Consider the following 25,864-nt stretch of genomic DNA (forward strand, 5'->3'; position numbering starts at 1 on the left):
CTTCGGGGCCGCTCTTTTTTGGCGCGTGACGCGCTACTGGCGGACCGGGAGCGGCTCCAATATATCTCGGGAGTTCTTCCTGAACGTGGAGCTGACAATGAAAGCCAACAAATTTGTTCTCGCGGGCGCGCTTGCGCTTGCCGGCCTCGTCGCGGCGCCGGTCTCGCCCGCCCTGGCCAAAAAGGCGGCCAAGGCGTCGCCGGTCGCGAAGCTCGACACGGACAATGACTCGACCGTGGATTTGAACGAGATCACCAAGCCCGCCGAAGAGCTGTTCGGCAAGCTCGAGAAGGACAATGACGGCACGTTGGACAAGAAGGAGATTCAGGGCCGCCTGACCAAGAAAGCCTTCGCCGCGGCCGATCCGGACAATGACGGCACGTTGACCAAGGATGAGTTCCTCTCCGCCGTCTCGGCGCTGTTCAAGGACGCCGACCCGGACAATGACGGCACGCTGGACGAGAAGGAGCTTGCCTCCAAGCCCGGCAAGGAGCTGCTGCGCGTCACGCATTGATCCCTGGGCTCGGGCGCGCGGGAGAGGCGACTTGATCCCGCGCGCCAAAGCGGCCATTTAGGAGGCATGAAAAGCCTCGCCGCCGCTTTCCTTCTGATGTTCGCCGCCGCGCCGGCCGCGGCGGATGCGCTCGCGATCAAGGTCGGCGTGCTTCGGCAGGAACACTCCCGCGAGACGCTCTCGATCCTCGACATTCCCGCAGCCGACGACACGCTCGCCGGCGCCCTGCTCGGCGCCGCGGACAATAATACGACCGGCAAATTCACCAATCAGTCTTATGAAGCGATCGACGAGAAGCTCGACGCCGGCGCCGATGCCGCAACAGCTGTCGACGCGCTCGTCGACAAGGGCGCCCGTTTCATCATCGCCGATCTGAATGCGGATCGTCTGCTGGCGGCGAGCGAACGCGCCAGGGCGAAAGGCGCGCTCCTCTTCAACGTCTCGGCGCCGGATGAACGCCTGCGCGAGGAAGACTGCCGCGCCAATGTGATCCATGTGACGCCGACGCGCGCCATGCTGGCCGACGGGCTCGCGCAATATCTCGTCTGGAAGCAATGGCGCAAATGGCTGCTCATCAAGGGCTCGCATCCGGAAGACGAACTTCTGGCGCAGGCGTACCGCCGCGCCGCCAAGAAGTTCGGCGCGAAGATCGTCGAGGAACGCCTTTACGAGGATACGGGCGGCGGACGGCGAAGCGACTCCGGCTCCGTGCAGACGCAGCGCCAGATGCCGGTCTTGACCCAGAACGCGCCCGCTTATGATTCGCTCGTCGCTATCGACGAGAGCGAGGTCTTTGCAGGCTATCTTCCCTATCGCACTTGGGACCCGCGCCCGGTCGCGGGTTCGGCAGGACTCTATCCGACGAGCTGGGACCCGGCCCATGAGCAATGGGGCGCGCATCAATTGCAGAACCGTTTCATGGCGACCTTTCGCCGGCTGATGAATGCGCGCGACAACAACGCCTGGCTCGCCATGCGCATGATCGGCGAAGCGGCGACGCGCGCCAATTCCGGCGACCCGGAAAAGCTGCGCGCTTTCATGGCGAGCCCGGAATTCTCGATCGCGGCCTTCAAGGGCGTGCGGCTGACGCTGCGCCCGTGGAACCAGCAATTGCGCCAGCCGATCCTTCTCTCCGACGGCCGTATGACCGTCTCCGTCTCGCCGCAGGAAGGCTTTCTGCATCAGGTGAGCGAACTCGATACGCTGGGCCTCGATCAGCCCGAAACCAAGTGCAGGTTGAAATGAGCAAGCTTTTCGCCGCCGTCCTCCTGGCGTCCCTCCTGCCCCTCCCCGCAGGCGCCTACACGGCCTATATCAGCAACGAAAAAGGCAACTCCATCACCGTCATCGACACCGACAAGCTCGAAGCGACGGCGACGGTGAAAGTGGGGCGGCGCCCGCGCGGCATCGAGCTGAACAAAGACGGCTCCGAACTTTACATTTGCGCCGGCGACGACGACGCCATTCAGGTGCTCGATACGAAATCCCTGAAACTCACCGGCAAGCTGCCATCCGGCCCCGATCCGGAGCTTCTGGCGCTGAGCCCCGGCGGCGACACGATCTACGTCTCCAATGAGAACGACAATCTCGTCACCTTGATCGACGTGAAGCGCAGGGAGCAGATCGGCGACATTCCGGTCGGCGTCGAGCCAGAGGGCATGGCGGTGAGCCCGGACGGCAAGCTGCTCGTCAACACGTCCGAAACGACGAATATGGCGCATCTCATCGACACGCAGACGAAGGAGATCGTCGCCAATATTCTCGTCGACGGGCGTCCGCGCTTCGCCGAATTCAAGAAGGACGGCTCGGAGCTTTGGGTCTCCTCCGAAGTCGGCGGCACGGTGGCGGTGATCGATCCGGTGAAACGCGTGCTCAAGCAGAAAATCAGCTTCGAGATTCCGGCCATGTCGAAAGAGGCGATCCAGCCGATCGGCATTTCCATCACGAAGGACGGCAAGCGCGCCTTTGTGGCGCTCGGGCCGGCGAACCGCGTCGCCGTCATCGACGCGGAGACGAAGAAGGTCGAGAAATATCTGCTCGTCGGCCAGCGCGTCTGGCATCTCGCCTTCACGCCGGATGAGAAATATCTGCTCACCGCCAATGGCGTCTCCAATGACGTTTCCGTGATCGACGTGGCCAGTCTCAAGGTGGTCAAGTCGATCCCCGTCGGCTCCTTCCCCTGGGGCGTCGTGGTGGCGCCGCAATGACGGCGGGTGTGGCGCGATGAGCGTCCCGGCCCTCGACATCAGAGACGTCAGCCATTCCTACGGGTCGCGCAAGGCGCTCGACGACGTGTCCTTCACGGTCGCGCCCGGCAGTTTCACCGTGCTGCTGGGATTGAACGGCGCCGGCAAGAGCACGCTCTTCTCCCTCGTCACGCGGCTCTATGCGGCGCGAAGCGGCGAGATCGACATCCTCGGCGCCGATGTCATGCGGGCGCCGGGCGCGGCGTTGCGGCGTCTCGGCGTCGTCTTCCAGGCGCGCACGCTCGATCTCGAATTGAGCCTCATGCAAAACCTCATCTATCACGCGGCGCTGCATGGAATCGGCCCGCTGGAGGCGCGCCGTCTCGGCTTAGAGGCGCTCGCCCGCGCCGGCCTCGCCGAACGCGCCGACGACAAGGCGCGCGCCCTCTCCGGGGGGCAGATGCGCCGCGTCGAAATTGCTCGCGCGCTGCTGCACAAGCCGCGCCTGCTGCTGCTCGACGAACCGACCGTCGGCCTCGACATCAAGGCGCGCGCCGATCTGCTCGCCCATGTGCGCGGCCTCGTGCGCGACGAGGGGCTCGGCGTGTTGTGGACGACGCATCTGATCGACGAGATCGAGGACGACGACCCGGTCGTGATCCTGCATCAGGGCAAGGTGCTCGCGACGGGGCGCGCGAGAGAGATCGCCACGCAAGCGGACGCCGACAGCATCGGCGCCGCCTTCGCAAGGATCACGGGCGTCGACGCCCGAGCGGGTTAGGGTGAAGGACTTTTTGCCGATGACGACGGAGAGGGAGGGCTCCTTTACGCCCCGCCAATATCTCATCTGCCTCATGGGCGTCGTCTGGCGCGAAGGCTTGCGCTTCCTGCATCAGCGCGAGCGTTTCGTCTCCGCGCTGGTGCGTCCGCTCGTCTGGCTCTTCATCTTCGCGGCGGGATTTCGGCAGGTGCTGGGCGTCTCGATCATCCCGCCTTACGAGACCTATGTGCTCTACGAGGTCTATATCGCGCCGGGCCTCATGGCGATGATCCAGCTCTTCAACGGCATGCAGTCGTCGCTCTCCATGGTCTACGACCGCGAGATGGGCAATATGCGCACGCTGCTCGTCTCGCCCTTCCCGCGATGGTTTTTGCTCGGCGCCAAGCTGATGGCGGGCGTCGCCGTGTCGATCCTGCAGGTCTACGCTTTTCTGCTGATTGCTTATTTCTGGGAGATCGAGCCGCCGACCAGATGGGGCTATCTCACCGTGCTGCCGGCGCTGGCGCTCGGCGGGCTGATGCTCGGCGCGCTCGGCATGTTGCTGTCGTCGCTGATCAAGCAGCTCGAGAATTTCGCGGGCGTGATGAACTTCGTCATCTTCCCGATGTTCTTCGCCTCCTCCGCGCTCTACCCGCTCTGGCGCGTGAAGGAGTCGAGCCCCTGGCTCTATTATGTGTGTCTCGCCAATCCCTTCACCCACGCCGTCGAATTGATACGCTTCGCCTTCTACCAGCAGATCGAATGGACCTCGCTCACCGCGGTCCTCGCCTATACGAGCGTGTTTCTAACGGGCGCGATCATCGCCTATGACCCCGCGCGTGGGATGCTGATGCGGAAGGGCGGATAGGCGCCGGCGGGGGCGCCCTACTTCTTCTTCGCCTTGGCGGCGGTTTCCTCGGCGGCGACGGTCTCCGCATAGCCTTCGGGCAACTTCACCCCGCCCGCGAGCTGCGCGCCGAGGGCGATGACGCGGGCCTCGGTCAGGCGCAGGGCGCAATAGCCGAAGTCGGATTCCTTGGCGTAGGAGCGGCACACTTCCTCGCGCCAGGAGGAAAAGCCCGCCTGCTCCTTCACCACGAAGCCGCGCACCAGCTTGTCCGCTTTGTTGCGATCGTAGAGCGCGCGGAAATCGGAGCGCACCGTCTTCTCGACGCTGGCGCGGGCGCCGAGCATTTCCTCGGCCTTCTTGGGGTCGAAGTCGGTCTCGGGCATTCCCCAGAGCCCGCTCGGATCGGCGCGGCAGTCCGCCTCCTTGATCTCGCAGGCCTTGCCGTCATTGGTCACGAGAATGGCGCCGTCCAGAACGTCGAGCGTGAACGGACACGCCGTGAGGGCGGCGAGTTGATAACGGCGCAGCCCTGCGCCACTGTCGCGTGGCGTCAGCTTCAGGGGCATGCCGGCGATGTCGACCCGGCACGCCTCGCCGGAACGCGACAGCCGGTCGCCCGCCAGCGTGAGCTTCACGACCTGGACATCGGACCCGTTCCGCGCGAATTCGATCGTGCTGCCGTTGCCGTCCAGCATCAGCGCCTTGCCGACGATCGTGTCCTCGGATGGCGCCTTGGGCATGACGACAGGGCCGCGCGCCGACCCCATCTCGCCGCTGCTGAGCTTCTTCTTCGGTCGGGGCGAAGCGACAGTGCCTTCGGGCGTCGGCTCCACGGCGCCGGGAAGCGCCATCTGCGCGGACACAGGCGACGCCGGCCCGCAAGCGCACAAAAAGACGGCTGTCCCTGCCGCCCGAGCAATGACAGTCAAGGACGGCGCAATCGACATTCTCAAACGGCCCCTTCCAGCCCCGCCGGCCGCGCCGGCGAGCGAATTGTTATTGTCTCGGCGCGAGAACCATCACCATCTGGCGGCCCTCCATCGAGGGCTCGAGCTCGACCTTGGCAAGGGTGGCCGTCTCGGCCTTCACGCGGGTCATCAGCCTGTAGCCGATGTCCTGATGGGCGATCTCGCGGCCGCGGAAGCGCAGGGTCACCTTGACCTTGTCGCCCTCCTCGAAGAAGCGACGCACGGCCTTCATCTTGACGTCATAGTCATGCTCGTCGATGCCGGGGCGCAGCTTGATTTCCTTGACCTCGACCACCTTCTGCTTCTTGCGCGCCTCGGCGGCCTTCTTCTGCTCGGCGAAGCGGAAGCGTCCATAATCGAGGATCTTGCATACGGGGGGCGCAGAATTCGGCGCGATCTCGACGAGGTCGAGGCCAGCCTGTTCGGCGATGTTCAGGGCGTCCAGAAATTGAACGACGCCATGATTTTTGCCTTCGGAATCAATCAGCTGCACTTCGCGTGCGCGAATCTCACGGTTGATGCGGGGGCCTTCTTTCTGCGGCGCCGCCATGCTCTTCATTGGCCTGCGAATGGATCGTTCTCCTTCCAGTGGCCGAAACTCCCGGCCGTCGATTGGCAATCTGCGCTACTGACGCGCATATAGGCTCTTCCGGACGCTTGTCCCGGAGTACGGGAGATTCTCACGAAAGAGCGGCAAGTCAACAGCCGAAACCGGCCGAAAGCGCATTATTCACGCGAAAGCGCGCTTTATGGGAAATTCTCCCTCCTTGCCTGCGCCCGCCCGGCGGCGCCCGGCGTCAGGCGGCGAACGCCGGACAGCCCGCGCAAGGCGTCCCGCCGCTCATTGCAGCGCAGCTTTCGCCCCCGCCCGCGTCGCCCCCGGCGGCAGGCTTCGCGATCAGCGACAGCTGCCGCTCGACATGGGCCGCCCCACAGGACGGACAGACAGGGGTCTCCTCGAAACGCGCCAGCGTTTCGAATTCATGAGCGCAGTCCTGACAGCGAAAGGCATAAAGCGGCATGCGAACGGCCTCTTTCGATTACGTTGGAAGGCTCCTACTCTACCGCTCCGGAGGCGAAGGAGAAAGAAGAGCCGCGTCGCAGGCGCGCGGGCGGCCGAGGCGCCCTACATTCAGCCCGTGATTCGCTTCAAGAGGCTGGAATGACTTATCGCGCGCCGGTTCAGGACCTCATCTTTTCGCTTCGCCTCGCCGCGGGCCGGGAGGCGCTCGAGGCAGATGGGCGCTACGCTGATCTCGCCGGGGGCCTCGCGGAGCAGACGCTGGCCGAGGCGGCCAAATTCGCCGAGGAGCAGTTGCTGCCGCTCGACCGAACCGGCGACCGCGTCGGCGCGCATTATGCCGACGGCGCCGTAACCACGCCGCCCGGCTGGCGCGAGGCCTATGCGCAATGGCGGGCGGGCGGCTGGACTGCACTCGGCGCGGCGCCGGAGCATGGCGGCATGGGCCTGCCCGCTCTCCTCAACGCCGCCTGCACGGAAATCTGGAACGCGGCCAATATCTCCTTCGCGCTCTGCCCGCTCCTGAGCCACGGCGCCATCGAGGCGCTGGAGGCGCATGCCAGCGCGGCGTTGAAAGAGACCTATCTGCGCAGGATCGTCAGCGGCGAATGGACCGCGACGATGAATCTGACCGAGCCGCAGGCCGGCTCCGATCTCGCGCTCCTGCGCACGCGCGCCGAGCGCAATGAAGACGGATCTTACCGTCTCACGGGCCAGAAAATATTCATCACCTATGGCGAGCACGACCTCGTCGGAAACATTGCGCATCTCGTGCTGGCGCGGCTCCCTGACGCGCCTCCCGGCGTGAAGGGCATCTCTCTTTTCCTCGCGCCGAAATTCCTGCCCAACGAGGCGGGCGCTTTCACGCGGCGCAACGCGCTGCGCTGCGCGGGCATTGAGCGCAAGCTCGGAATCCACGGCTCGCCCACCTGCACCATGATCTATGAGGACGCCCTCGGCTTCCTCGTCGGCGAAGAGCACAACGGTCTCGCCTGCATGTTCACGATGATGAACAACGCCCGTCTTTCGGTGGGTCTTCAGGGCGTTGCGCTCGCCGAGCGGGCGAGCCAGGCGGCGCTCGCCTATGCCCGCGAGCGCAGGCAGGGCCGAGCGCCGGGCGCGGCGCAAACGAGCGCCATCGTCGAACATCCCGATGTGGCGCGCATGCTCCTCACCATGGCGAGCCTCACGGCGGCGGCGCGCGCCGTCTGCTTCGAGACCGCGGCGGCGATCGACCGCGCCCATCGCGACGCCGATCCTGCGCGCGCGAAGGACGCCGAGGAACGCGCGAGCCTGCTGACCCCCGTCGCCAAGGCCTTCGCGACCGACATCGGCAATGAGGCGACCTCGCTCGCCGTGCAGGTCTTCGGCGGCATGGGCTATATCGAGGAGACGGGCGTCGCCCAGCTCATGCGCGACGCGCGCATCTGCGCGATCTATGAAGGCACGAACGGCATTCAGGCGATCGACCTCGTCGGCCGCAAGCTCGCCATGTCCGGAGGCGCCGCGCTGCGGCGCGAGATCGACGACATGCGCGCCGTCGCGCACGAAAGCGACTTCGCCGCCGTCGCCGAGGCGGTGGAGGCCTTCGCGCAGGCGAGCGATTACATGGCGCGCGCCATGAAAGCCGCGCCCGCCGACGGGCTCGCGGGCGCCACGCCCTATCTGCGGCTCTTCGCGCTCGCGCGCGGCGCGACGCTACTGGAGAAAGGCGCGCGCCGCGCGCGCCGCGAGAACGACCCCAACGCCGCGCGCTACGAAACCCTTTCGCATTTCTTCGCAAAGAACGTCGCCGTCGCTGCGCCGGGACTGGCGCGCATGGTGACGGAAGGCGCGCCGTCGGTGACGGCGGCGGCGGAGGCGTTGCGCGGCTGACGCCCCCTTCCCCACCCCTCTCCCGCAGAGCGGGGGAAGGACAGGGAGGTGGCTACGCGCCCATGAAATCACGCAAGCCCTGCCGCTGCGCCTCGTTCATATGCAGGCCCAGTTTCGAGCGCCGCCACAAGACGTCCTCTGCCCTGCGCGCCCATTCGTTCTCGATGAGGTAACGCACTTCGGCCTCCGTGAGGCCACAACCGAAGTCGCGGCCGAGATCCGACATCGACCGCGCATGTTTGAGGAATCGTTCCGCGCGCGTCCCATAGGCGCGCGCGAGTCGAAGGGCGAGGGCGCCGCCGAGGAATGGCTTTTCTGCCTCGAGATGCGCGAGGAACGCGTCAAAGGCCATCTCGCCGCCGGGGAAGACGGCGCCTTGAGTCCATGCGCCGCCATGCGGCGGCAGATAGGGCGCAAGATCGTCGAGCGCATGTTCCGCGAGCCGGCGCGCCGTGGTGATCTTGCCGCCGAAGACCGAAAGCGCGGGCGGCGAGCCCACGGGCGCATCGAGATCGAAGGCGTAGTCGCGCGTCACCACGGAGGCGTCGAGCGCGCCGTCGTCGTAAAGCGGCCGAAGGCCCGAATAGCTCCAGACGACATCGTCCCGGCTCAGCGGACGACGCAGGAAATGATTGACCGCCGCGAGCAGATAATCCGTTTCCGCCGCGCTGATCTCGACCGACCCCGGCGGGCCGTCATAAGGCACGTCGGTGGTGCCGACGAGCGTGAAGTCGCCCTCGTAGGGGATGACGAAAACGATGCGCCCGTCGGGGTTTTGCAGAATATAGGCCTGCGCGCCCTCATAGAGCTTGCGCGTGACGAGATGCGAGCCCTTCACGAGCCGCACATGCTTGCGCGAGGCGATATGCAGCGCGCCGTCGATCACCTGCGACACCCATGGCCCGGCGGCGTTGACGAGCGCGCGCGCTTCGATCTTCGCGCCGCCCTCCAGCGACGCGAGCCAGCGCCCCGCCTCGCGCCGCGCCTCGACGAGCTTCTCGCCGACGCCGATCGTCGCGCCGCGCTCCTTGGCGTCCAGCGCATTGATCGCGACGAGGCGCGAATCATCGACCCAGCAGTCGGCATAGGTGAAACCGACCGAATAGGTCTCGCGCAGCGGCGCGCCGAGCGCATCGCCTTTCAGCGACACCATATGCGAGCCCTCGAGCCGCTTGCGCCGCGCGAGATGATCGTAGAGGAAAAGTCCGAGCCGCAGCATCCAGACCGGACGCAGACCCCTCTCGTGCGGCAAAACGAATTTCAGCGGCCAGATCACATGCGGCGCGGCGGCGAGCAGCAGCTCGCGCTCGGCCAGCGCCTCGTGCACGAGACGAAACTCATAGAGTTCGAGATAGCGCAGTCCGCCATGGATCAGTTTCGTCGAAGCGGAAGACGTGCCGCTTGCGAGATCGTTCTGCTCGACGAGCCGGACAGAAAGCCCGCGCCCCGCCGCGTCGCGCGCGATGGCGCAGCCGTTGATTCCGCCGCCGATGATGAGAAGATCGTACATGCGCCCGCCGCCCTCGTTGGCTTCAGGCTCAATCTAAGGCAGCCGGGGCCGCGCGCAAGAAAGCGCGCCCGCAAGCGACGCCGCCAAAGTGAAAAGCCGCCCCGATCCGGGACGGCTTTCGTCATCAGCCTCGCGGCGCGGCCGGTCGACCGCCGCCGCCATACGCGCGGCGCTTCTGGCCGTTGGCCGCGCGCGCCGGGCGGGGGGCGCCCTCGGGACGGGGGCCGTCGCGGTGCGGTCCGCCTTCGCGGCGCGGATGTTTCGGCGCCGGACGGGCGCCGCCATTGCTCTTTGGCGCGCCGCCGCGACCGCCCCGGCGCGCCGGAGCCGCTTCCTCGTGACGCTGGTCGTCGCTGCGCCGGTCGGTCACGGGCAGCGATTGACGCGTGACCTTTTCGATCTGACGCAGCAGTGGCCGCTCGCCATTGTCGCAAAGGGAAATCGCCCGGCCCGAAGCGCCGGCGCGCGCGGTGCGGCCGATGCGATGGACATAGGCCTCCGGCGTCTCAGGCAATTCGTAATTGACGACATGCGTCACGCCGTCGACGTCGATGCCGCGCGCCGCGATGTCGGTCGCGACCAGCACGCGGGTGCGGCCCTTGCGGAAGGAGTCGAGCGCACGGATGCGCTGGCTCTGGCTCTTGTTGCCGTGGATCGCCTCGGCGCCGACCCCGGCCGCGTCGAGATGCTGCGCCACGCGATCGGCGCCGCGCTTGGTGCGCGTGAAGACGATGGCGCGCGAAATCTCCGCGTCGTTCATCAGTTCGATGAGCATGTCGCGCTTGGCGCCGCCATCGACGAGGAACACATGCTGCGCGACGCGCTCGGCCGTCGTCGCGACTGGCGTCACGGCGACCTCGGCGGGATTGTTCAGCATGTCCTGCGCGAGCCCGGAGATCTCCTTCGGCATCGTGGCCGAGAACAGGAGCGTCTGGCGCTGCTTGGGAAGCTTGGCGACGATCTGGCGGATCGGCACGATGAAACCGAGATCGAGCATGTGATCGGCTTCGTCGAGCACGAGCACTTCGGTCGTGGCGAGCCGCATGCGGCCGCTCGCGACATGATCGAGCAGCCGGCCGGGCGTCGCGACGAGCACGTCGAGCCCGCGCGCCAGCATGTCGATCTGCGGGCGATGCGAAACGCCGCCGACGATGACGCCGACGCTCGGCCGCATGAACTGCCCATAGGCGCGGAAACTGTCGGCGATCTGCGCGGCGAGCTCACGCGTCGGGGCAAGCACCAGCGCCCGCGCCGTGAAGGGCGCCGGCCGGCGCCGGTCGGCGGCGAGCCGTTCCAGGATCGGCAGAGCGAAAGCCGCCGTCTTGCCGGTGCCGGTCTGGGCGATGCCGAGGAGATCGCGGCCCTGGAGAAGATACGGGATCGCCTGGGCCTGAATGGAGGTCGGAGTCTCATAGCCCTCGCGATCGAGGGCGCGAAGCAGAATCTCGGCGAGGCCGAGATCGGAAAATTTGGTCACTTAGGTTCTTTCGTGAGAGATCGCGCGCCGCGGCCCACTCTTCGAGCGCGGTTGGGTCGATCCGGTAAAAGGGAGACCTGCCCCGCGTATCGGGCCGTCGCTTAGGAAATGTGAAGGAGGCTCGACAGCTGGTCGGGCGCCCAAAGGGCGTTTGTCCGATCTACGCGGCTGGAGCAGCCTCATGCTGCGGCGCAGCGGTTCGTTGCTACAGCAAGCGCAGGCTGCGGTCAATGCGGCGTTTTCGCCGCAGCAAGGTCGAGGAAACAGAACGAGGCGGGCCCTGCATGGGCGCGGCGAGGCGTTCGGCCCGTCCGGCGCGGAATGCGCAAGAGAAAATCGCAAGCCTTTCGCTTCCGCGCTTTTGGACGCGTCGAAACGGATATAGTGTGGCTCGATCCATCAGCCGCCACGGTGTCAAAGTCCTCGAAGCCGGTCGCTTCGACACGGGCGGTCCCGCGTTCGAACCCTTCGGAGGGAGACCATGAAGACTCTCGGACGGACATGCGCTTTGTATCTGGCTTTCGCCTGCGCCGGCGCCCATGCCGAGCCCGCGCCGCAAAAACCGGCCGAGGAGATCACGGGCTGCGTCGACCGGGCAAAGGCCGAGAAATACATTTCCGACCACAATTACGCGGAGTTGCTGCGCGGCATGAGCGCCGACGGCAAGACACATGCGGTCTGGACGAACGGACGACAGGTTCTGAAGATTTATTACGCCCGTCCGGCGGATGAAAAAATGGACGAACTCAAGACCATCTGCTTCGACGGCGTGGTCTCCAACGTGAGCTTCAATCTTTATGTGATCGAGAAGCTCGTCGGCTCGGCGGCCGCGTCGGCAGACAAAAAATAGCGGCTGAAAAAAATCTGCGCCCCCGTTTGGGGGGCGCAGATGCGTGGCGCTCTGTCCGGTCTAGAAATAGACCTTGGTGCGCAGTTCGAGGAAGGTCGGATGCGATCCGCCCTCGTACATCGCCTGCGGGTTCCAGTTGAGCGGCGACTTCAGCGACATCACGTGCGTGGCGTTGAACTGGAAGGCGACGCCATTGTCCGGATACCAGTTGATGCCGGCCGTCACGTTCTGCTGGTAGCCGCCATAGATGCCGGAATTGGCGATGGCGTTCTGCAGCAGGGTGGCGTTGGCGATCTGGGCGGGGGTTCCGGGGAGCGGAGAGCCCGCCAGCCCGAACGCGTTGTTGGCGAAGAACAGCGCGTTGTTGATATTGCCGCCCGAGAAAGGGCCGTTGTTCAGGTTGAGAACGCTCCAGCGGCCGACCAGACCCCAGGCGCCCCAGCCGCCCTTGGAGAACGGGTCCTTGATCTTCAGCTGGCCGAAGGTCACGCCGTTCTTGTCCTTCATGTCATAGGACTGGGACTTTTCTTCGCCCGTGATCCACCACTCGCCCTGGACATAGCCGCCGCTCGCAACGTAACGGGAATTGCCGGGCGACAGATAGATCCCTTGAGCCGGCGTGGGCGCGCCCAATTGCGTCAACTGGGCCTGCGCGAACTCGGCGGCCGCAAAGGTGTTGCGGTTGTAGTTCGCCACCAGCCATTCGCCCTGAACGAAGAAGTTGTTGTAGGAGAGCGCGGCTTCGAGGTCGAGTTTCTGGATATCCTTTACGCAGTTGCTCGCGGCGTTATACTGGTTCCAGACGGTCCCGGTCGTCTGGAAGACGGTCGGCTGAAGGAAGCGGCCGCAGGAAAGATCCGGCGTCCCGAGGAAGTTCGAGCCCAGAACATTGGCTTCCGACCCAAGGCGATTGCCCGGCGCCATATTGCGGTCGTCGCTGTAGGCGCTGGAGTTGTTCGGCTGGTGATAGCTGCCGGCGACGCCGATATGCACGAGACGATGCTCGTCATAGATCGGCGCCCAGGTCACGCGGCCCGTGGCCTCCCAATAGGCGCCGCCGCCCCAGGGCTGCCACCAGTTGGCGTTTCTGACGCCGTAGCCGTTATAGGCCGGCACGAAGGCGCCCACATTGCCCGACGACGTATTGACCGGGCGCATGTTGAGGTCCTGGAAGCTCAGCGAGTAGAGGCCCACGTGAGCGGTCCAGTTGTCCTTGCCGATCATGCCGGCCGCGATGCCGAGGTGGCGGAAGGGCGCGATGGCGTCGACCGCCAGCGGACGCTCGATGGTGTCGCGGTATTTCGATGACGCCAGCGCCTCGAGGCTGAAGGACTCGTATTGGCTGCCGATCTTGAAATAGACCGGCTCCGCCAGCCACGGCGCCGACAGGCGGGGATCCTGCAGGCCGATGTAAGCGTCGCGCCAGCCGCCCCAGAGAAAGTTTCGGTCGGTCACGTAGTTTCGCGACCAGAAGGCGAGACCCGCCACCGTATTCGCATTCGGCAGATTGGTGTTCCAAAGCTGCGTCGTGGAGTTGGCGAAGTCGTATTGCATTTTGTAGAACCAGGGCCTCATCCGGCCTTCGACTTCCAGTCGCGCCTGACCAAAACCCACGTTCCCCTGCCAACTATTTCCGGGGGAGCCGGCGGTGCCGCCGCCATCCACGAACAGACGGCCGCCGACCTTGAAGGCGAAGGCCTTGTCCTCGGTCTCGATGAGGAGGCCGCTCTTCAAGCTGACGAACACCGGCGGCGGCGGCGGCGGGCCAGCGTCGCCCTTCACCACCGCAGCGTTCGCGACATTGGTCGCCTTGGTCGCGGCGGCGGCGGCCTGCGCCTTGGCCTCCCTGGCCTCCTTCCGCAGCTTCGCGATCTCCGCCTCGAGCGCGCGTAGGCGAGCGTCGATTGCGTTCACGTCGGCGGCCGCATGCGCGCCCGTCGTCGCGATTAATGCGCCGAGCGCAACGCCCCGGACTGCCCACTTTTTAATCAACATTTCGATCTCCGACCTGAGAATCTCGGACGTGCCCATATTTTAGGCTACAGCCTTACACTGACGCAACTTCCACGACAGAAACATGACAAGAACCTATTTCGGAAAGACTCTCGGGATTCAAACAAAGACTAGTTGCATGTCTGCAACACAATACCACCTGTAGGCTAAGCTTGCGCTACTATTTCTGTTCTGTTTCTATGATTTCTATTATGCGCTTACTTTGATTTAACAGACACAATCCAGAAATTTAAGCCGCTTCTTGCCGAAATTTTGTCAGATCCACCTATAAAACAGAAACAATTGCGCTCCGATTGGAAAAAAACGAGAAACATTTTTCGAGCAGTCTCCTCGGCGCGTCTCGGGTGAATCCGACGACGACGTCAGGTCGATCGAAGAGACAAGTCTCGGGGATTCGCCTGCCGGCCCTGGAACCTGCCCGCCGTCCAGTGGCTTGATCAACGGGCGCAAGGCTTATCGCCGCAGGGGCGTGGTGGCGGACTTGGCTGAACGGGGCTGAAACAATCCCCGTCGATCAGCCCCTCGCGAGATATGAGAGCTTGCGAGCGCTCCCGTGAGCGAAAGATCGGGAAGGTTCAACGTCATCAAAACGAAAAACGCCCCCGGGGGCTGTCCCCGGGGGCGTTTTTGGAGCGGCGATCGGCGGCGGGTCAGTCACAGTCCTTGAAGCGTGACGCCCGGCATTTCTTCATCATGCTTTCGGCTGTCGCGATCTCTTGCGCTGTGAGCGTCTTCGCCGAAAGTTCGTGGACGGATTTCTTTTCGCTCTCGTTCATCGCGAGCGCGGGCTGCTCGATCGCGAGATGCGTCCACATGTAGCCGTGCAGAAAATCCTGGCTCAATCCCTGGCCGAGGGTGTACATGGTGCCAAGATTCAACTGCGCTTCCGGGTCGCCCTGCGCGGCCGCGAGCCGCACCCATTTCGCCGCCTCGTCGTAATTCTGCGCGACGCCGGCGCCGTCATAATACATGCTGGCGACATTCATCTGCGCCGCCGCGACCCCCTGGCCGGCGGCGAGAAGGCTCCACCTCATCGCCTCCTTGTAATCGCGCGCCACCAGTTGCCCTTCAAGATACATGGTGCCGAGATTGGACTGCGCGGCCGCATTGCCGTGGTCGGCGGCCAGCTTCATCCATTTCAGCGCCTCCTTGGGATCGGGCGGCGCGCCCTTGCCGCTCATATACATCGCGCCGAGTTCGTTTTGCGCGCGCGCGTCCCCCTTTTCGGCGAGCGGCTTCAACAATCTGAACGCCATGGCGTAGTCGCCCTTGCGCGCGGCCTCGGTGGCGGAAGCATAATCGTCCGCCTGCGCCGCCGGCGCCAACGCGGCGAAGCAGACGAGACACAGGACGCGTTTCAGCATTTGGTCTGCCTATTCTTACCCTTGAGAAACGAAATGAACGCCCCCGGAAGGCCGGGGACGTTCGAGACGGATTTTGCTTGTACTAGGTCAGTAGTTCCATTGGAGCTGCATGCGCAACAGATCGCCCTGCCACTGCCGGTAAGGCGCGAGCGCCAGGTTGGTGCGGTTCATGTGCGAATAGGCGGCGGTGAACTCGACCTCGGGGAGAGGCTGCCATTCGATGCCGGCCTCGATTTCGTTCACCCTGTTGTAGGGCGCATTGACTTCGGTCTTCGCGCCGCCACGATACTGCTGCCACTGGACATAGGGGAAGAAGGTGCCGAGACCGAATTCCTTGTCGTCATATTTGTAAGTGACCAGGATATAGCCGCCGTTCAGCTTGCCGTCCTTGACGACGAGCTGGTACGGATCGAGCACCGGGCCGCGGCCCCAATTCCATTCGGCGAAGACGCCGAAGGGCTGCGGGTAGATGATGCCGGTGACGGCGACGCGCTCATCCTTGACGCCCGTACAACCATTGACGCAGGAGGGGTTCCAGACGCCCGAAGCGGGGGTCGGGTAGTAGGTCGTGTTGAAGTTGTTCGGGCTGTTGTAGCCCGGCGCATTCACGAAGGGCACGACGGCGCCGGTAAAGGGCGACGCGTTCCACGGATACTGGTTCGGGCGATAGCCCGCCCAATTCGTCGCCATGCCGAGGGACGGAATGATCGCCGTGGTCGCCGGCACGAACCGGCCCGTATAGCCCTGGATCGAGGCTTCGACGACCTGACCGTTTTCGAAGACATAAGGATAGGTAAAGCGGCTGACGAGATGGACGCCCTTGTTCAGCTCGACGCGGTTCGCGCCCTGGCCATTATAGACGCCGAAGGCGAACATGCCGTAATCGCCCGAACCCTTCAGGTTGTTCTTGACCAGATCCCTGAAGAGGTGACGCATATGCTCGGGCGTATAGTAAAAGAACACGCCGAGGTCGCGTTCGTCCTTACAGCAGGTGTTGAGCCCATCCGGGCGGTCGAGCGTCAGTCGGTTTTGCGACGACTGCAAGTTGGTGAAGCCGTAAGGGATTTTCGACTGACCGACGCGGAACCGGAATTCCTTCTTCTCGTCCACCGAAATATCGGCATAGGCGTCGCGTAGCTGCGCGAAATTGCCGGCGTTCAGGTTGTACGTGCCGACCTGGTAGTTGTAATAGCCGTAATAGGGAACGCCCGAGACGACCGAGGAAGGCGTATTGCTGAAGGTGCCGGACGGCGACGAGGCGAAGTCGGGCTGCAGATAGAGATAGAGATGATCGCTGATGTCGCCGCTGAAGATCAAGCGGATGCGGCGAAGGAAGAAGTTCTGACGCGGCCCGACAGATCTGTCGCCATATGCATAAGCGTCATTGAAATTATGGGCCGAGAGGATGTCGTTGTAGCGCATCTGCGTATAGCCGCGGATGCTGATCTTCTCGTACCAATGCTTCGGCGCCGGCGGCGCTCCCGCGATGACGACGGGCGCGGGATGGGCGGCGGCCGCCGCAGCCGCCTGAGCCGCAGCGGCCTTGGCGGCGCGCTTGGACTCCGCCTCCTGCGCTTCGAGCTTGTTCAGTCGCGCTTTCAGGGCGCGAATTTCGTCGGCGGTGTCCGCCGTCGCCGGCGCCGCGAAGGCGACCGATACCCCCAACGCCGCCCAGGCGAGGATGCGGCTTCCGAAACGAGAATTCATTTATGGACCTTCCCCAAACGTTAAGTTCCGGTCGCGAGAGAATCCGTCGTCAGATGACAGAGCCGTGACAAAAGCGGGGACGCGGCGGGCGCGCTCGGATTGTGACAATCAACTCGCGGGCAATTGTGGCTCCCATGCCACAGTCCAGAGGCTATCCCCCTGATCGAAGTGGCAGTTTCGTAACAACGGCGCTTGCCGCGCAGCCTTTTTGGCCCGCCGCGCGCGGTTCGCCGGGGACAGACGCGGGACTCCTTGCGGGGTCGGGGCTTTGCCGCTATCGAACGTTGACAAATCGAAGTCTTCAGGGCCGCCCATGACATCTGCGCCTCAGCCTCGGAGAGAGGCGGCGTTTCTCTTCATCCTCGTCACTGTTGCACTGGACATGCTGGCGCTCGGCGTCATCATTCCCGTGCTGCCGAAGCTCATCGTCCAGTTCGAGGGCGGCGATCTGCAATCGGCGGCGCGTATCGTCGGCATGTTCGGTTTCGCCTGGGCGGCGATGCAGTTTCTCTTCCAGCCCGTGCTCGGGGCGCTCTCCGACCATTTCGGGCGCCGGCCGGTCGTGCTGGCGTCGAATCTCGGACTCGGGCTCGATTACGTCTTCATGGCGCTCGCGCCCTCCCTGCCCTTTCTTTTCGTCGGGCGACTCATCTCGGGCGCGACCGCGGCGAGCGTCGCCACCGCCAACGCCTACATCAGCGACATCACGGAGCCCGAGAAACGCGCCGGCCGGTTCGGGATGATCGGCGCGGCGTTTGGCCTTGGCTTCATCCTCGGGCCGGCGATCGGCGGCGCGCTCGGCGCCCATGATCTGCGCCTCCCCTTCTGGGCGGCGGCGGCCTTCAGCCTTGCCAATTTCCTCTATGGCGCATTCATCCTCCCTGAATCGCTTGCGCCCGAGAAGCGCACGCCGAAGATCGTCTGGCGCAGCGCCAATGTGCTCGGATCGCTCGAGTTCCTGAGGCGACAGCCGGCGCTCACGCTGCTCGCCGCGGCGCTGTTCCTCTCCTATCTGGCGCATGAGTCGCTGCCCGCGCTCTTCGTCCTCTACACGCAGCACCGCTACAACTGGGATCCGAGCACGACCGGCTGGGCGCTGGCCATCGTCGGCATTTCGCAGACCATCGTCTCCGGCGCGCTCGTGCGCCCGGCCGTGAAACGGCTCGGCGAGAAGACGACACTGACGATCGCGCTCGCCTGCGGGGCGCTCGGCTTCCTCGCCTACGCTTTCGCGCCGACGGGAGCGCTCTTCATGGCCGCGCCGCCGCTCATCGCCATGTGGGGCATGGCGAATCCCTCTTTCCAGGGCCTCGCGACGCGGTTCGCCGCCGCCTCCGAACAGGGCCGTCTCCAGGGCGCTTTGGGGAGCCTTCGCGGCGTCTCCGGCATGGTCGGGCCGCTCTTTTTCTCGCAGATCTTCGCCTTCTCGCTGGCGGCGGACTTCTTCCCCGGCGCCGGCTATTTCATGGCCGGCCTGCTGCTCGCGACGAGCCTCGCCATCGGGCTCACGGCGATCCGGCGCGCTCAAGGCTGATCCCTTTCACAAGGGGGGCGTCAGCCGGCAGCCTCCGCAGCCTCCAAGCCCGGCGCGCGCAGGCGCACGACGCTGACGCCGCCGCCGCGTCGTTCGACGCAGATTTTCGTAGCGATGCGGCTTTGCAGGGATTCGACATGGCTGATGACGCCGACCTTGCGTCCCTGTCCCTGTAGATTCTCCAGCGCGTCTATGGCGACGTCGAGGGTCCCGGCGTCGAGCGCGCCGAAGCCTTCGTCGATGAAAAGCGTATCGACGAAGGAGTCGCGCCCCTCGAGCCCGGCAAGCGCGAGGGCGAGCGCGAGAGAGGCGAGGAAACGCTCGCCGCCCGAAAGCGAGCGGGTCGAGCGCCGCTCGTCGCCCAGATCGCGATCGACGATCTGAAGGCCGAGCGCGCCCATCTCTCCCGCGCGCTCAAGCCGGTAGCGCGGCGCGAGCAAAGCGAGCCGCTGATTGGCGAGCGCGACGAGTTGCTCCAGCGTCACGCTCTGCGCGAAGCGGCGGAACTTGTCCCCTTCCCTCGAGCCGATCGCGGCGTTGATCTCCTCCCACGTCTTGCTCAGGGCGCGCGACTCTTTGATGTCGCCAGTGAGCGCGGCCGCACGGGCGCGCGCGGCGTCGTCCTGCGCAAGATGCTGCTGCAAAGCGCCGAGCCGCGTGAGAACCTCCTCGATCTCCGCCGCGCCCTCGGTCCGCATCGTCTCGAGTTCGGCGCGCGGCGTCTCCGGCAGCCCTTCAGTCGCCTCGGCCAGGTCGGCGCGGCGCTCGTCGAGCGCCCGGACCGCCGACGCCAGCCCGGCCATCGCCGTGTCGACACGCTGACGCATGGCCTGGGCCTCTTGCGGCGAAACCGAGAGCAGCGGGTCCGCCTCCTGCGCCGTCAGACCTGCGGCAAGGAGCGCGGCGGCAAATGCGGCTTTCCTCGTTTCGAGAGCGTCGCGCGCCGTTTCCCTCTCGGCGGCGGCGGCGGCGCTACGGGCGTCGCAAGCCGCCTTTGCCTTGTCCGCCGAGGCGAGCGCGTCTTTGGCCGCATCGTGGAAGAGGCGCGCGGCATTGTGCTTTTCCTCGACGCGGGCGCGATGGCGCGCCGTCTCCTCGCCGCCGAGCAACTGCTCCCGCTCGGCTTCGAGGCGCGCAAGCTCCCCGCGCCGCGCGCCATGATCGGCGACAGCCGAAGCCGCGATCCCGGCCTCTGCACGCGCCTCGACGTCGAGCGATGCGGCGCGACGCGCCGTCTCCGCGAGGCGCTGCTCCGCGTCGGCGAGCGCCGCCTCGGCTTCTTTGAATTTCGCGCCGCTTTCCGCCAGGCGCCGTCGCGCGCCGTCGGGATCGCGGTCGAGATCGGCGGTCGCGAGGTCGCCCAATGCGAGATAGGACGCGAGCGCCTCGTCCAACGCCGCCAGTTCCCTCGTGGCGCTGGCGACGACCTCGCCGAGCCGGGCGCGATCCTCGCCCGCGCGCCGGGCGCGCGTCTCCTCCTCCTCGCGCATCACGCGCCTGGCGTCCATGGCGGCGCGCCAACCCTCGGCCGCCTTACCGAGCCGCTCGATGTCGGCGCCGAGCCGCTCGGCCGTCTCGATGATTTGCTCTTGCCCAACGCGCAGGGTCTCCGCCTGGGCGATCAGCGCGTGCAGCCCTTCGGCGGCGTCTGCGATGGCCGCAGGGGCGCCGTCGAGCGGTTCGCGCGCCAGCCGCCGGGCATAGTCCTGCGCCGCGCGTTCGATCGCCGCTTGCGCCTCGCCGCGCCGTTGCGTTGCCTCCTCGCAGCGGGCGCGAGCTCTCGCTTCGCCCGCGCCTTTCTCCGCCATCGCCGCCTCGGTGGCCTCCAGCGTGCGGCGCGCCGCGTCACGCTTCGCCCGCAAGGCGCTCACCAATTCGCTGGCGGCATCGCGCGCCTCTGCGAAAGGATGGTCGGTCGCCCCGCAGACCGGGCAGGCCTCGCCGTCTTCGAGCGTCGCGCGCAGCCTGAGCGCATGGGGATCGGCGGCCGCGTCGGCAAGTTCGCCGAGACGCTCGGCCTCTTCTTTCTGCAGAACCTGCGCCGCGCGCTGCGCCTGCAACTCCGCGAGCGCCGCGGCGAGCGCATGGACCTCCTCGCCGAAGCGCGCAGCGTCGGCTTTCGCGCGCGCCATCTTCTCCTGCGCAGCATCGTGATCATGTGAAAGACGCGCCAGCGCCTGCGCCATATCGAGCGCGCGCATGGCCTCCGCGAGCCGGCGCCGGGCGGCCGGCGCATCGAGCGCGTCGCGCGCCGCCGCGCGTTCGCCGCGCTGTGCGAGCGCATCCGCGAGCGCGGCGCGGTCATGCGCATCGGCCAGATCGAAGGCGTCGCACATCTTTCGAGCCTGCGCCAGCGCCTCTTCCGCCTTACGTAAGAGGTCCGCAGCCTCCCGCTTCTCCCCAAGCGCGCGGGCGCGTTTTGTGAGCTGCGCGTCGATCTCGGGCCATCTCTCGCCGAGCGGCCGCGCCGCGTCGAGGGCGCCCCGCGCCGCATGAGCCGCATCGCGCGCCGTTGCCGCCGTCCGCTCCTCGGCGCGCGCTTGCGCCAGCAGCGCGGCTTTTGCAGCGGCGGCCGTCGTCGCCTCCGTCTCGGCGGCGCCAGCACGCGCGACTTCCCGCTTCTGGCCGTCGATCAAGGCGTCGAGCTCGGCCGCCTTCTCCCAAAGCGGCTTCATCTGCTCGACGCCAACGGCGCTCGCCTCGAGCGCCTCGACGGCGAGGCGCAACTTCTCCTGCGCCGCGTCGACCGCGACGCGCGCGGCGCCGGCCACTTCCGTCGCCCGCGCCGCCGCCGCCTCTTTCTCCGCAAGCTGGCTGCGCGCCTTTTGCGTCTCGTCGCGCGGCCCGCGCAAAGGCTCGACGCGTTCGAGCGCGTCGCGCCTTTCGCGCTCTTGCGCCAGCGCATCGAGCGCCTGCGCCGCCGCCGCGTGATCGGCTTCGGCCTGGGCCAGCTTCGCCGCCGCCTGCTCATGGGCCGCGAGACGGCGCAGCGCCTCGACGACCTCCTGCTGCGCGGCGTCGAGGGCGGCGCGCCGCGCGACGAGCGCCTCCTTCTCGGTAAGGAGACCAGCGCGCGCCTCCTCGGTCATCGCGCCGATCTCGGCCAGCGCCTCTTCGAGGCGCTTCACCCTGTCGCCCGCCTCGCGGGTTTTTTCATAGGCGCGTCTGGACAGCAGGCCGTAGATTTCGGCGCCCGTGATCTTTTCCAGAAGATCGGCGCGTTCGTTCGGCTTGGCGCGCAGAAAGGCGTCGAAATCCCCCTGCGCGAGAAGCGCCGTGCGGCGGAACTGGTCGAAGGTGAGATCGGTGAGCGCCGCGACGCGCCGATTGACGGCCTCGACGCCGGACTCAACGGCCTCGACGATCTCGCCGCTCTCGTCGATGCGCCAGAGGCTGCGGATGCGATTTTGCAGGCGGCCGGAGGCGCGTCCGCGCGCGCGGGTCAGATCGCAGCGCGCGCGATAGAGGCGCCCGTCCCTGCCGGAAAAATCCACCTCGGCGAAGCCGCGCGCCGCGCCGCGTCTCAGAATGGTCCGCGGGTCATTTTCCTTGATGCGCTCGCCCGAGGCGTCCGGCACCTCCTCGCTGCCCCCCGGCGCGACGACGCGCGGGAAGTCGTCGTAAAGCGCCAGACACAGGGCGTCGAGGATCGTCGATTTGCCCGCGCCCGTCTCCCCGGCGATCGCGAAGAGGCCGGCCGAGCGCAGCGGCTCGCGCTCGAATTCAAGCGCGAAGGGCGCGGCGAGGCTGGCGAGATTCTCGCCCCGGATCGCAAGGATGCGCAATCAGCCCTCCTCCGCGAGCTCGCCGAAACAGCGCAGATGCGCCTCGGACGGCGGCGCGCGATGGGTCGCCTCGAAAGCCTCGCGAAAGAGATCGACAGGCTCGCGCTCGGCAAGCCGCGGCGGCGCGGCGGCGGCCACGTCAGGCGCCTGCGGCCGCTCGACAGCGAGCGACACCAGCCGGACGGGAAATTTCTCGCAAAGAGCGTCAACGTCCGATTTGAGCCCGGCCGCGGGACCCTCGACGCGCACCGCCAGATGCAGGAAGGGCCGCGCGTCGTGCGGCGTTTGCAGATCGAGCGCCAGCGCCGAAAGCGCCGGCTCGATTTCGCTCACGGCGAGCGCGCCCGCCGCCGGCAGGCGCAGATGCGGCACGCTGCGCTCGAACGGAACATGCTCGGCCGTCGCCACCCCGGCCGCGTCAATCTCGACGATTGTCGCGCCATGGCGATAGCCGATCTCGGTTTTCGACATGGGGATGAGCGCGCCGCTGTAGCGGATCGTATCGCGGCCGACGCTTTGCGGCCGATGCAGATGGCCGAGCGCCACATAAGCGGCGTCGGCCGGGAAGATGTCCGGCGGCGCGGCGTGCTCGCCACCCACCAGAATCCGCCGCTCTGCGCCCTCGGACTCCAGCCCCCCGGCGACATGCAGATGGCCCGTGAGGACGAGCGGCGCGGCGCCGATTTCGGCTCGCGCGGCGGCTGCGGCCTCGCGGTAAAGCGCGCGGACGCCCCAGACCACGGAGGAGCCGACGACATCCGCCCCCGCCACCGGCAGATCGGCGGCGCGCGGATAGGGCAGCGCGAGGAGATAGGCGCCGATGTCGCCGGAAGCGGCGCGGATCGGGATCAGGTGCCGTTCGGCGTCGAGCGCCCCCTCGCGCCGCGCCACCACGCCGATGGATTGCACGCCCGCCATCTCGAACAGGGCGCGCGGCGCCTCGAGACGCCCGGCGGGGTCGTGATTGCCGGCAAGAAGCGCGATGGCCGCGCGCGGACAGGCGGCGCGCAGGTCGCGCAACGTGTCGTAAAGCAGACGCTGCGCCTCTGCCGACGGATTGAGACTGTCGAAAACGTCGCCCGCGACGATGACGGCGTCCACGTCGCGCGCCTTCGCCAGCGCCACGAGCTGGGCCAGCGCGGCCCGATGCTCGGGCTCCCGCGACCATCCCTGCAAGGCGGCGCCCAGATGCCAGTCGGCGGTATGGAGGAGTCGAATCACCTCTTTCAGTAAGCCGCAGGCGGCAGGCCGGAGGCAAGCAGTAACGCGCGAGCTTCGGCCTGCCGCCGCCCTCGCCGCCGGCCTCCCGCGGTGCGGGAAGCGGAGGCGAGAAACGGAAGCCTTGCAAGGCGAGCGACCCAAAAAGAACCAGCAGGCCGCGCCCTCGCAGTCTCGGACATGACTGTTGCAAACGGGGCGCCGGTCGGACAGGGGGCCGGCCAGCGCGTCGGGAGACATACACAACCAACTGAATTTAAGAGATTTTTCTGCATGAGCGCCGGAAGGCCTCGCCGCCGCCCTTCAGAATGGCTGGCGCTGGCCGCGCCCGGCGTCGCGATCGGCTCAGACGCCTTCACAAGCGCGTCGTACTACCTGTAAACTATATATCGTCGCAAAAGGCCGCATGGACCTTGGCGCGGTCCATTCAGGCCCTTCTCGCAACCGAGAGGCTGGCAGGGTGACCGCTCACTTCAGAACACAAAACGTCTCGCCTCAGGCTTGTCCCGCGCTGGTGCTCAACGCGGATTACAGGCCCCTCAGCTATTATCCGCTGTCGCTGTGGGGCTGGCAGGACGCGATCAAGGCGGTTTTCCTGGATCGGGTCAACATCGTCTCGGAATATGACAAAGTGGTCAAAAGTCCGAGCTTCGAGATGCGCCTGCCCTCGGTCGTATCGCTGAAAGAATATGTAAGGCCGGCCCGTCAGCCGGCCTTTACTCGTTTTAACGTCTTCCTGCGCGACCGATTCACCTGCCAATATTGCGGCGCACACGACGAACTGACCTTCGATCACGTGATTCCGCGCTCCAAGGGCGGGGCCACGACATGGGAGAACGTGGTCGCCGCCTGCTCGCCCTGCAATCTGCGCAAGGGCGACCGCCTGCCGCTCGATGCGCATATGACCCCCGCGCAGAAACCTTTCCAGCCGACCATCGTCGATCTGCATCGCAACGGCCGCCTGTTCCCGCCCAACTATCTGCACGACAGCTGGCTCGATTATCTCTATTGGGATACTGTGCTGGAGCCTTAGACCAGAGCGCGCCCCGCCGCGAAAGACCGTCGCGCTCGAAAGGCTCGCCCGGAGAAAGGCTCGCCCCGGAGAAAAGCCCATGCTGCGCCGGATCGTCGTGATGATCTTCGGCTATCTCATCGCCGCCGGGACCGGCGCGATGTTTCTCGTCATTTCCGCTCTCTTCGATCCCGCCACCCGCGAACTGGGGCTGGCGTCCGTCATGGCGGGGCTTTTCGCCGCCTTCGACGAGGCGCTTGCGGATGGCGACCCGGCGCAGGCCGTCTCGGCGATCGGCTTCGTCATCTGGGCCGCGATCGTCGCCACCAGCGCCGCGCCCCTCGCCGTCGCCGCCCTCGTCGGCGAAGCAGCGGGCGCGCGGTCTCTCGTCTGGTATTCGGGCGTCAGCGGCCTGCTCGCCGGGGCCTCCCCCTGGATCGCGCGCGCGGCGAGAGGGCTCGATCCGACGCGAGCCATGACCGACGCCGAGGGACGCATCGCCCTGCTGTTCTTTCTCACCGGCGCGCTGACGGGCGCGATCTACTGGCTGATCGCGGCGCCCCCGCCGGCGCCGGCGCGCCTCACTTCCGCGCCCGAGTGACGCGCCGCAAGTCGCTGGCGTGCCGCCAGTAGAGGAAGGCCGCGCCGCTCAGGAACACCCCCGCGAGAATCGCCGTCGCATAGAATTGCAGCGGCCCCCCGACCGTAAATCCGAAGCGCGTTGTGCGTTTTGTCCCCGAATTCTCCGTCACCGTGATGAAGGCCGCGTAATCGCCGCTCTCGTCGAAAACGTGCTCCACCGGCACGGCGCCGCCGGGATAGAGGCGCGGCGCGACATAGGCGACGGTATAAGGCGCAAGGTCGTCCTCTTCGCTGAGCGGGCCCTTTGGCTCCCTGACGATGCGCACTTCGAGGGGAAGCTCGCGCAACCGCTCAGCGATCAGATCTATGGTCAGAATGATGCGCCCCGTCGCCGGAAACTCGCCGCAGAATCGATCGCGCGAGCGATCCGGCATGTAGGACACGATTCCGATGAGGTCGGGTCCGATGGAGATCTCGCACTGGTCGCGGATGGTGGAGGATTTGTCCATGCTGATGGCGCGCGCGGGCGCCGGCGCGAGCAATGCGGCGGCGAACACAGCGGCGAAACCCGCTTGCAGGCCACGCGCCAGCAAAGCGAAAAATGACATTTTTACTCTCCAGCGTGAGGGAACGCAGCC

General features: G+C 66.3%; 21 protein-coding genes. 10 read left to right on the plus strand and 11 right to left on the minus strand.

The window, feature by feature from the left end; all coding sequences use genetic code 11:
• The first annotated feature begins 97 nt into the window (after nt 1–97).
• The 5 genes from WOC76_RS15070 (at nt 98) to WOC76_RS15090 (ending at nt 4,328) form a co-directional block, all read left to right on the plus strand.
• Nucleotides 98–514, plus strand: coding sequence for an EF-hand domain-containing protein (locus WOC76_RS15070; RefSeq protein ID WP_341105733.1), 417 nt, complete (start codon nt 98–100; stop codon nt 512–514).
• A 66-nt stretch (nt 515–580) separates the two neighbouring features.
• Nucleotides 581–1,759, plus strand: coding sequence for an ABC transporter substrate-binding protein (locus WOC76_RS15075; protein WP_341105732.1), 1,179 nt, complete (start codon nt 581–583; stop codon nt 1,757–1,759).
• Nucleotides 1,756–2,721, plus strand: a complete 966-nt coding sequence (locus WOC76_RS15080; protein WP_341105731.1) for a YVTN family beta-propeller repeat protein — start codon at nt 1,756–1,758, stop codon at nt 2,719–2,721. The genes WOC76_RS15075 and WOC76_RS15080 overlap by 4 nt, the downstream gene beginning before the upstream one ends.
• Before the next feature lie 16 nt (nt 2,722–2,737).
• The gene (locus tag WOC76_RS15085) at nt 2,738–3,481 is read left to right on the plus strand and encodes an ABC transporter ATP-binding protein (protein WP_341105730.1); all 744 of its coding nucleotides are present in this window, start codon (nt 2,738–2,740) and stop codon (nt 3,479–3,481) included.
• Between the two features lie 19 nt (nt 3,482–3,500).
• A complete protein-coding gene (locus WOC76_RS15090; RefSeq protein WP_341105728.1) occupies nt 3,501–4,328 on the plus strand; it encodes an ABC transporter permease in 828 nt (275 codons plus the stop codon).
• 17 nt (nt 4,329–4,345) lie between these two features.
• On the opposite strand, the gene WOC76_RS15095 is transcribed toward WOC76_RS15090, so the two are convergent.
• From WOC76_RS15095 to WOC76_RS15105, 3 genes are all read right to left on the minus strand, one after another.
• The gene (locus WOC76_RS15095) at nt 4,346–5,173 is read right to left on the minus strand and encodes a hypothetical protein (protein ID WP_341105726.1); all 828 of its coding nucleotides are present in this window, start codon (nt 5,171–5,173) and stop codon (nt 4,346–4,348) included.
• Nucleotides 5,174–5,306: 133 nt separating this feature from the next.
• Nucleotides 5,307–5,828, minus strand: coding sequence for a translation initiation factor IF-3 (infC, locus tag WOC76_RS15100; protein WP_341108755.1), 522 nt, complete (start codon nt 5,826–5,828; stop codon nt 5,307–5,309).
• A 247-nt stretch (nt 5,829–6,075) separates the two neighbouring features.
• A complete protein-coding gene (locus WOC76_RS15105) occupies nt 6,076–6,300 on the minus strand; it encodes an FmdB family zinc ribbon protein (RefSeq protein WP_341105724.1) in 225 nt (74 codons plus the stop codon).
• 140 nt (nt 6,301–6,440) lie between these two features.
• Here WOC76_RS15105 and WOC76_RS15110 point away from each other — a divergent pair, with 140 nt between their 5' ends.
• Entirely contained in the window at nt 6,441–8,174 is a 1,734-nt protein-coding gene (locus WOC76_RS15110; RefSeq protein WP_341105722.1) for an acyl-CoA dehydrogenase, read from the plus strand.
• A 52-nt stretch (nt 8,175–8,226) separates the two neighbouring features.
• Here the strand turns inward: WOC76_RS15110 and glpD are convergent, their stop codons facing one another.
• On the minus strand, nt 8,227–9,684 hold the full coding sequence (gene glpD / locus WOC76_RS15115; protein WP_341105721.1) for a glycerol-3-phosphate dehydrogenase: 1,458 nt from the start codon (nt 9,682–9,684) through the stop codon (nt 8,227–8,229).
• Between the two features lie 124 nt (nt 9,685–9,808).
• Nucleotides 9,809–11,161 (minus strand): DEAD/DEAH box helicase, encoded by a 1,353-nt coding sequence (locus WOC76_RS15120; protein WP_341431479.1) that lies wholly within the window; start codon nt 11,159–11,161, stop codon nt 9,809–9,811.
• A gap of 481 nt (nt 11,162–11,642) precedes the next feature.
• On the opposite strand from WOC76_RS15120, the gene WOC76_RS15125 reads away from it, so the two are divergent.
• The gene (locus WOC76_RS15125; protein WP_341105717.1) at nt 11,643–12,011 is read left to right on the plus strand and encodes a hypothetical protein; all 369 of its coding nucleotides are present in this window, start codon (nt 11,643–11,645) and stop codon (nt 12,009–12,011) included.
• A 60-nt stretch (nt 12,012–12,071) separates the two neighbouring features.
• On the opposite strand, the gene WOC76_RS15130 is transcribed toward WOC76_RS15125, so the two are convergent.
• The 3 genes from WOC76_RS15130 to WOC76_RS15140 form a co-directional block, all read right to left on the minus strand.
• A complete protein-coding gene (locus WOC76_RS15130; protein WP_341105715.1) occupies nt 12,072–14,006 on the minus strand; it encodes an OprO/OprP family phosphate-selective porin in 1,935 nt (644 codons plus the stop codon).
• 668 nt (nt 14,007–14,674) lie between these two features.
• Nucleotides 14,675–15,388: a tetratricopeptide repeat protein gene (locus WOC76_RS15135; protein WP_341388881.1), complete on the minus strand. Its 714-nt coding sequence runs from the start codon at nt 15,386–15,388 to the stop codon at nt 14,675–14,677.
• A gap of 87 nt (nt 15,389–15,475) precedes the next feature.
• On the minus strand, nt 15,476–17,095 hold the full coding sequence (locus tag WOC76_RS15140; RefSeq protein ID WP_341388883.1) for a porin: 1,620 nt from the start codon (nt 17,093–17,095) through the stop codon (nt 15,476–15,478).
• Between the two features lie 313 nt (nt 17,096–17,408).
• On the opposite strand from WOC76_RS15140, the gene WOC76_RS15145 reads away from it, so the two are divergent.
• Nucleotides 17,409–18,629 carry a TCR/Tet family MFS transporter gene (locus tag WOC76_RS15145; protein WP_341105711.1) on the plus strand — a complete coding sequence of 407 codons (1,221 nt, stop codon included), beginning with the start codon at nt 17,409–17,411 and terminating at the stop codon, nt 18,627–18,629.
• 20 nt (nt 18,630–18,649) lie between these two features.
• On the opposite strand, the gene WOC76_RS15150 is transcribed toward WOC76_RS15145, so the two are convergent.
• Complete coding sequence (locus tag WOC76_RS15150; protein ID WP_341105709.1) at nt 18,650–22,414, minus strand: AAA family ATPase; 3,765 nt, start codon at nt 22,412–22,414, stop codon at nt 18,650–18,652.
• On the minus strand, nt 22,415–23,635 hold the full coding sequence (locus WOC76_RS15155) for an exonuclease SbcCD subunit D (RefSeq protein WP_341105708.1): 1,221 nt from the start codon (nt 23,633–23,635) through the stop codon (nt 22,415–22,417).
• A gap of 457 nt (nt 23,636–24,092) precedes the next feature.
• Between WOC76_RS15155 and WOC76_RS15160 the strand changes: the two genes are divergently transcribed.
• Both WOC76_RS15160 and WOC76_RS15165 read left to right on the plus strand, forming a co-directional pair.
• Entirely contained in the window at nt 24,093–24,665 is a 573-nt protein-coding gene (locus WOC76_RS15160; RefSeq protein ID WP_341105706.1) for an HNH endonuclease, read from the plus strand.
• A 79-nt stretch (nt 24,666–24,744) separates the two neighbouring features.
• A complete protein-coding gene (locus WOC76_RS15165; RefSeq protein WP_341388886.1) occupies nt 24,745–25,245 on the plus strand; it encodes a hypothetical protein in 501 nt (166 codons plus the stop codon).
• Here the strand turns inward: WOC76_RS15165 and WOC76_RS15170 are convergent.
• Entirely contained in the window at nt 25,226–25,834 is a 609-nt protein-coding gene (locus WOC76_RS15170; RefSeq protein WP_341105701.1) for a hypothetical protein, read from the minus strand. The genes WOC76_RS15165 and WOC76_RS15170 overlap by 20 nt on opposite strands.
• Nucleotides 25,835–25,864 lie beyond the last annotated feature (30 nt).

This window comes from Methylocystis sp. IM3, assembly GCF_038070105.1.
Lineage (GTDB): Bacteria > Pseudomonadota > Alphaproteobacteria > Rhizobiales > Beijerinckiaceae > Methylocystis.

What these genes read in the sequence shown, in the direction of transcription:
- WOC76_RS15080 (WP_341105731.1), top strand. Translation starts at nt 1,756, where the DNA reads ATGAGCAAGCTTTTCGCCGCCGTCCTCCTGGCGTCCCTCCTGCCCCTC.
- WOC76_RS15140 (WP_341388883.1), bottom strand. Translation starts at nt 17,095, where the DNA reads ATGAATTCTCGTTTCGGAAGCCGCATCCTCGCCTGGGCGGCGTTGGGG.
- WOC76_RS15135 (WP_341388881.1), bottom strand. Translation starts at nt 15,388, where the DNA reads ATGCTGAAACGCGTCCTGTGTCTCGTCTGCTTCGCCGCGTTGGCGCCG.
- WOC76_RS15105 (WP_341105724.1), bottom strand. Translation starts at nt 6,300, where the DNA reads ATGCCGCTTTATGCCTTTCGCTGTCAGGACTGCGCTCATGAATTCGAA.
- WOC76_RS15145 (WP_341105711.1), top strand. Translation starts at nt 17,409, where the DNA reads ATGACATCTGCGCCTCAGCCTCGGAGAGAGGCGGCGTTTCTCTTCATC.
- WOC76_RS15070 (WP_341105733.1), top strand. Translation starts at nt 98, where the DNA reads ATGAAAGCCAACAAATTTGTTCTCGCGGGCGCGCTTGCGCTTGCCGGC.
- WOC76_RS15075 (WP_341105732.1), top strand. Translation starts at nt 581, where the DNA reads ATGAAAAGCCTCGCCGCCGCTTTCCTTCTGATGTTCGCCGCCGCGCCG.
- infC (WP_341108755.1), bottom strand. Translation starts at nt 5,828, where the DNA reads ATGGCGGCGCCGCAGAAAGAAGGCCCCCGCATCAACCGTGAGATTCGC.
- WOC76_RS15110 (WP_341105722.1), top strand. Translation starts at nt 6,441, where the DNA reads ATGACTTATCGCGCGCCGGTTCAGGACCTCATCTTTTCGCTTCGCCTC.
- WOC76_RS15085 (WP_341105730.1), top strand. Translation starts at nt 2,738, where the DNA reads ATGAGCGTCCCGGCCCTCGACATCAGAGACGTCAGCCATTCCTACGGG.
- WOC76_RS15165 (WP_341388886.1), top strand. Translation starts at nt 24,745, where the DNA reads ATGCTGCGCCGGATCGTCGTGATGATCTTCGGCTATCTCATCGCCGCC.
- WOC76_RS15090 (WP_341105728.1), top strand. Translation starts at nt 3,501, where the DNA reads ATGACGACGGAGAGGGAGGGCTCCTTTACGCCCCGCCAATATCTCATC.
- glpD (WP_341105721.1), bottom strand. Translation starts at nt 9,684, where the DNA reads ATGTACGATCTTCTCATCATCGGCGGCGGAATCAACGGCTGCGCCATC.
- WOC76_RS15130 (WP_341105715.1), bottom strand. Translation starts at nt 14,006, where the DNA reads ATGTTGATTAAAAAGTGGGCAGTCCGGGGCGTTGCGCTCGGCGCATTA.
- WOC76_RS15170 (WP_341105701.1), bottom strand. Translation starts at nt 25,834, where the DNA reads ATGTCATTTTTCGCTTTGCTGGCGCGTGGCCTGCAAGCGGGTTTCGCC.
- WOC76_RS15125 (WP_341105717.1), top strand. Translation starts at nt 11,643, where the DNA reads ATGAAGACTCTCGGACGGACATGCGCTTTGTATCTGGCTTTCGCCTGC.